Consider the following 6,111-nt stretch of genomic DNA (forward strand, 5'->3'; position numbering starts at 1 on the left):
GCAATGGCCGCTCGGGCTGCTGTTCGAGCGCTTCCACCACCCCTTCAAATACCTGCCGCAACTGCCCACACAAGCGCTCTGCGCCCCACTCGGCAAGGGCTTGGACCGTCAGGCGCAGGTCCTCGCCGAGGTCGTCGACGGCCAGGTTCAAGGGGTAGTTGGTGCGCTCCTCGGCCCCCACCACATCGATGCCCGGCGCCACCGCGATCACCTCGGCCGCATCGCCCGCCGCACTGTGGCGGTAGTTGAGCATGCTGTTGAACAGCGGCGTCGGCGCCACCACGCCGCTGCAGCGCTGGGCCAGGGCCAGGGGCGCCTGCTCATGGCCGAGCAACGCCGTCAGTTGTCGATGGGTGACCAACAGCGCCTCACGCACACCCTGCCCGCACAGGTCGACGCGCAGTGGCAAGGTGTTGATGAACATGCCCAGGGCCTGTTCAGCGCCCTCACCCGCCGCCATACGCCCGAGCAGCACACTGCCGAACACCACCGACTCGCGTCCGGACAGCGCCCCAAGCAGGCGCGCCAGCCCCAGGTGCATGATGCTCGCCGGGCTCACGCCGAGCAGCCGGGCCTGGGCCCGCAGGCGCTGGCTGAGGCTGGAAGCCAGGGTCAGCCTGGCTTCCTCCATGGCCTGGCCGGCCACCTCCTGGATACCGAAGGCCAGGGTCGGCTCGTCGATATCGGCGAGCATGGCGCCGAAGAAGGCCTCATGGGCCTGTTCATCCTGGGCCTGCCGACTTCTGGCCAGCAGGTCGCGGAACGGCACCGGGGCCGGCAGTCGCTCACCTTCACCCGCCAGGTAGGCCTGGATCTCGCGGCGCACGATATCCAGCCCGGTGTGATCCATGACGGTGTGATGGAACAGCAGCAAGGCCAGTACCTCGCCGTCGCGGGCCTGGGCATGCACCAGGCGCAGTAGCGGCGCCTGGCCCAGGTCCATGCGGTAGTGATGAGTGTCGAAACGCGCCCGCAACTGGCCCCGTACATCCTCGTCGCCGTTCAGCTCGACGGCCTCGCAGACCAGCGGCGCCTTGCGCCACACCACCTGCAGCGGCTGGTCGAGGTATTCCCAGGCCAGCGCCGTGCGCAGGATGTCATGGCGCTGGATCACCCAGTCGAGGGCCTCGGCGAACGCCTGCAGGCGCTCGGGGCTGGCGAAGCGCAGTTGGGCCTGCAGCACATAGGGGTCGCCATCGGCCGCCGTGAGGTGGTGGTAGAGCATGCCCTCCTGCAGCGGCGCCAGCGGGTAGATATCCTGCAGGTTGGCCGCGCCGCCGGGCACAGTGGCAACAATGCGGTCGATGGCCGCCTGGTCGAGACCAGCCAGGGGCAACATCTCGGGCGTGATGCGCAACGCCGGGCTCAACCATCCATGATCCAGGCCGGCAAGCATCTGCAAGAGCGCCGGCTTGTGGGCCGCCAACGCGTCCCACAGGGCGTCATCGAGCGTGTCTTCATCGCCTTCGACGATCAGGTCGGCCTCCTCGCGCTGGAGTCGGATCGCACGGGTGGAGAGCGCTGCCATGAGTTCGCTGAAGAGCATTGGTAAGCATCCTGCTTTAGCCAGTCGTAAATGCTCGGAACGCTAATGGATCGTGGGGAGGCGGGCTGACATGGGAAGGGGGGACAATACGGCGCCCTGGGTGTCCGGCCGGCGATGCGCGCCGCCAAGAGGATCAAGCGCCGGGCGAACATTGCAATTACCCCGCGCCTGCCCCAAGCTCTGCCGTACCGCCCCCACGGACCGCCCGATGCAACGACGCCACCTTCTCCTGATCGCCCTGCTGCTTGTGCTGATGCTGCCCATCGCGATCGGCTATCTGTGGCGTGACCAGCAGCCCGCGGTGCCCAGCCTGCCGGCGCACAGCTACAGCAAGGCGCTGCGCCAGGCCCATGACGGCCTGCCGGGCGCCGCCAGGGTGCTCTACCAGCAATTGAAACGCGACGACCTGCCACCGATCCGACGCGCCGCGCTGTATGCCGAACTGCCCAACTATCCGTCGCCACTAGCACTGAAGCTGGCCCAGCAGGACTTGGAGCACGCCGACCCGCTGGTTCGGCGTGCCGCCATCGCCAGCATCCACCGCCTGCTGCCTGCCGCCCAGCGCAGCCTGGTGCTGGGCCCGCTCCTGGAAGATGACGAGCAAAGCGTACGCTTCGCCGCGGTCGATGCCCTGCTCGGCCTCGACCCCGACGCCATCGGCTTGTACTTCGGGCCGTTGCAGGATGCCCTGGAGCAGTACGAGCAGACGCTGGAACAACAGCCCGACGACGCCGCGGCACAGGTTCACCTGGCCCGGCTGTACATGCATGAGCAAGCCTACGACGCCGCCACCAGGGCCCTGCAGCGCAGCCTGGCGGTGGCTCCCGAAGGCCTGGACGCACTGGCCACCCAGGTACGCCTGCTGGAACAGCAAGGCCGTCACGACGCCTCCCGCGAAGTGCTGGCCAAGGCCCTGGCACTGCGCCCGGACTCGGCGTTCCTGCAATATGAACTGGGGCTGTGGCTGACCCGCCACGAGCAACAGGAATACGCCCTGCTCGCCCTGGCACGCGCGGTCGAACTGGAGCCGGAAAACAACGACTATCGCTACACCCTGGCCGTCACCCTGCACCAGCTAGAGCAGGTGGACGCCGCGCAGAAGCAGCTGGAGACCGTGCTCAGTCGCCAGCCGGCCAACCGCCGGGCTCGGGTGTTGCTGATCGAGTACTGGAAGGAAACCGGCCAATTGCAGAATGTCCAGGTCCTGCTGGCCGAGCTGGAGCGGCAAAACCCGGACGACCCGTTCCTGCAGCAAGGGCTCTGACGACAGCCTCAGGCCTGCAACATACGCTGAACCTGCGTGACCAGCGTCTGCAACGAGAACGGCTTGAACATCAACGCCGTGCCCGGTTCGTCGAGCAATGCCTGCTCGACCGGGTCGCTGGTGAAGCCGGTGATGAACAGGATCTTCTGCTCCGGCTTGATCATGCGCAGTGCCTTGGCCACCTGACGCCCACTGAAGCCTCCTGGCAAACCGATATCGGTGATCACCAGGTCGAACGGAGCGCCCCGCCTGAACTCGGTCAGCGCGCCATTGGCATCGGCCACGTCGCACACCTCAAAGCCGCACTCGAGCAGGGCCTCCTTCATCAAAGCACGCAGATTGACTTCGTCATCGATCAACAGCAGCCGCATGCCCTGCGCCTGAAACGGCAACGCACCCAGGACGACGGTCTCAGGCTCCAGTCCCGTATGGCGAGGAAACATCAGCACCACTCGAGTCCCTTCTTCCAAGGTGGATTCGATCCACACCTGTCCCCCCGACTGGTGCACAAAACCGTGCACCATGGGCAGCCCAAGGCCGGCTCCCTGTCCCAGTGACTTGGTGGTGAAGAACGGCTCGAAGGCTCTGGCCAAATCATTGCGCGACATGCCGTGGCCATCGTCCTCGATCTGTAACATGACGTAGTCACCTGCCGGCAAGCTGGCCGACTCCCCACTGTTCAGCGCCAGCCGCTCGTTGGAGGTCCTGATTGTCACCTTACCCTTGCCAAGGCAGGCATCGCGAGCATTGCTGCACAGGTGCAGGAGGGCGTTGCGCAACTGGTCGGGATCGACTTGCAACAGCCACGGCGCAACGTCCATCTGCCAGTCCAGGTGCATTTCGGCTCCTAGGGTCTGGCGCAGCATCGGCTCCGCCTCCAGCAACAGGCGGTTGATATTCAACGGATTAGGCGACAATGGCTGGCTGCGGGCGAAGGCCAGCAGGTTTTGGGTCAGGCCGATGGCGCGCTGGGTAGATTCCCGAGCCATCTGCACGTACTCCTCGACACGCTCCAGCCGCCCCTGCGCCAGTCGCCGCTCGAGCAACTCAAGGCTGCTGCCGACACCGGACAACACGTTGTTCATTTCATGCGCCAACCCACCTGCCAGCTTTACCACGCTCTCCATGCGCTGGCCGTCCCGCACCGCGGCATCGGCCAAGCGCTGGACCGCGTCGCGGTCCTCGGTGATGTCTCGCCCTACCAGCGCGGGCAGCGCTGCATCGGCAGCCCCCGTCCAGCGGAACCAGCAATAGTGGCCTTCGTTGTGCCGAAGCCGTGCGTCAAACGGCGCCATGCCCTGCCCCTGCACAAGCGCCGTCAGCGCCAAGCGGGCCTCGGTACGGTCGGCGGGGTGAAACAATTCGGGCAACGGCAGCGGATGCGACGCCCCGCACCAGCCCAACAGCCGCTGCCAGGCCGGGTTGGTCGAGCGTACGCGCAGATCGGCATCGAGCATCAGCATCACATCGGGTGACAGGTGCCAGATATGCTCAGGATCGCTCAGGTACTGATCCAGGCGCGCCTCGAAGGAAAGGGCCAATTCGCGCCATTCACGACCGGTCTCCACACTGGCGGTGGTCTCGATCAGGGCGTGAAGGAAACCGGCGACCTGGCCCTGGTCGTCACGGATCGGCGAATAACAACCCGTCACCCAGACTTTCGTCATGACGCCTGCTCGATAGACAGGCAGCAGCGCGTCCTCGATCAGGCTGCCCTGTCCCTCGAGCGCCTTGAATACCGCTGCACCCATGTCCTCCCAGTTATGCGCCCAGAGCGCGTCGAAGGCGCAGCCCTGGTGACCAGTGCTACCGCCAAGCAGGATCTGGTAAGGTTCATTATGGATGACCGTCAATGTCGGGCCCCAAACCAGCGCACTGGGAAACGGCGACAGCAGCACCATATCGACGGCGACGCGCAGGGTAGGCGGCCAGGATGTCAGCGCTCCCAGCGATGTGGCGCTCCAGTCGAAGTTGCCAACGACAGCCCCCATCATCGCCATAGGGCTCGCCGGAGACGCCAGGTGAATGACCTGGATATCACCACCGGCGACATTCAAGTCAGCGGCCAATATCTTCGTCCCACAGCTCGGGTTTTTCCTCGATGAACCGGCGCATCAACGCCTTGCAAGTCTCATCGTCATGTACCTCCAGGCGCACGCCGCGGCTGCCGAGCAGTTGCTCCTCACCCATGAAGGTGGTGTTTTCACCGATGACCACATGCTTGATGCCATACAGCAGGATAGCGCCGCTGCACATGGCACAAGGCGACAAGGTGGTATAGAGGGTGGACTGCTGGTACACCCAAGCCGGCTGTCGGCCGGCATTTTCCAGGGCGTCCATCTCGCCATGCAGGATGGCGCTGCCTTTTTGCACCCGGCGATTGTGTCCGCGGCCGATAATCCTGCCGTCGTGCACCAATACCGAGCCGATCGGGATGCCGCCCTCCTCGAGCCCCTTTCGGGCCTCATCAATGGCAGCCTGCAGGAAAGCGGAAGTGTCCTGTTCCATGGTTTCTCCCCGGTAATACGTCGGCTTTGCTGGAGACTAGCACAGCGCCAGCCACCGTGGCGCATTGCGTGACGAGGGCTATGCTGATAGGGCTTTAGATCTTGCTGGCCAACCGTTTTCCCATGGATTCGACGGGCATGCGCACATGAACAAGAAGCTCCTGGTCGTGCTGACCAATACTGCCAAGTACCCCTCCATCCCGCGCGCCACAGGGCTGTGGCTGGGCGAGGCCGTGCACTTCGTCGACAAGGTGCAGCAGGCGGGCTTTGTGGTCGACTACGTAAGCCCCGCGGGTGGCTACGTGCCCATCGACCCGCACAGCCTGCGCATGGCGCCGGAGCTGGACTGGCAGTGGTACGACGACAAGACTTTCATGAACCGTTTGGGCGCCACACTGAGCCCCGGCCAGGTGAAAGCCGATCAGTACAGCGCGATTTACTACACCGGTGGGCACGGCGTGATGTGGGACTTCCCCGACAACCAGCCGCTGCAAGAACTCGCACGGCGCATCCATGAGCGCGGCGGTGCGGTCGCCGCGGTCTGCCATGGCGTGGTCGGTCTGCTCAATATCAAGCTCAGCGACAACAGTCTGCTGCTCAAAGGGCGCAGGGTGACCGGTTTCTCCAACACTGAGGAGAAACTGGCGGAACTGGACGAGGTGGTGCCGTTCCTGACCGAAAACGAGCTGGGTGCCCGTGGCGGTGAGTACAGCAAGGCGGACGATCCCTGGGCCCCCTTCGTGGTGGAGGATGGCAGCCTGATCACCGGGCAGAATCCTGCGTCCACCGCCGAC

The 6,111-nt window shown here is 65.0% G+C and carries 5 protein-coding genes; 2 read left to right on the forward strand and 3 right to left on the reverse strand.

Translation table 11 applies throughout. The features are described 5' to 3' along the window. On the reverse strand, window positions 1–1,546 hold a 1,546-nt coding region (locus CC207_RS26945; protein WP_256582366.1), incomplete at its 3' end, for a condensation domain-containing protein. Between the two features lie 208 nt (window positions 1,547–1,754). On the opposite strand from CC207_RS26945, the gene CC207_RS25805 reads away from it, so the two are divergent. After that, a complete protein-coding gene (locus CC207_RS25805) occupies window positions 1,755–2,810 on the forward strand; it encodes a HEAT repeat domain-containing protein (RefSeq protein ID WP_088853025.1) in 1,056 nt (351 codons plus the stop codon). 8 nt (window positions 2,811–2,818) lie between these two features. Here the strand turns inward: CC207_RS25805 and CC207_RS25810 are convergent, their stop codons facing one another. Together CC207_RS25810 and CC207_RS25815 are read right to left on the reverse strand one after the other, a co-directional pair. Further along, window positions 2,819–4,801 carry an ATP-binding protein gene (locus CC207_RS25810; RefSeq protein ID WP_083242038.1) on the reverse strand — a complete coding sequence of 661 codons (1,983 nt, stop codon included), beginning with the start codon at window positions 4,799–4,801 and terminating at the stop codon, window positions 2,819–2,821. Window positions 4,802–4,868: 67 nt separating this feature from the next. Then, a complete protein-coding gene (locus CC207_RS25815) occupies window positions 4,869–5,318 on the reverse strand; it encodes a nucleoside deaminase (RefSeq protein ID WP_088853026.1) in 450 nt (149 codons plus the stop codon). Window positions 5,319–5,463: 145 nt separating this feature from the next. Here CC207_RS25815 and CC207_RS25820 point away from each other — a divergent pair. Beyond that, window positions 5,464–6,111, forward strand: a 648-nt coding sequence (locus CC207_RS25820) for a type 1 glutamine amidotransferase domain-containing protein (protein WP_088853074.1), incomplete at its 3' end; no start/stop codon positions are given.

The organism is Pseudomonas sp. DrBHI1 (genome assembly GCF_002205115.1).
GTDB classification, from domain to species: Bacteria; Pseudomonadota; Gammaproteobacteria; order Pseudomonadales; family Pseudomonadaceae; genus Aquipseudomonas; species Aquipseudomonas mosselii.

Excerpts from the sequence above, each read along its gene's own strand:
- CC207_RS25805 (WP_088853025.1), top strand. The coding sequence starts at position 1,755 with ATGCAACGACGCCACCTTCTCCTGATCGCCCTGCTGCTTGTGCTGATG.
- CC207_RS25810 (WP_083242038.1), bottom strand. The coding sequence starts at position 4,801 with ATGGGGGCTGTCGTTGGCAACTTCGACTGGAGCGCCACATCGCTGGGA.
- CC207_RS25815 (WP_088853026.1), bottom strand. The coding sequence starts at position 5,318 with ATGGAACAGGACACTTCCGCTTTCCTGCAGGCTGCCATTGATGAGGCC.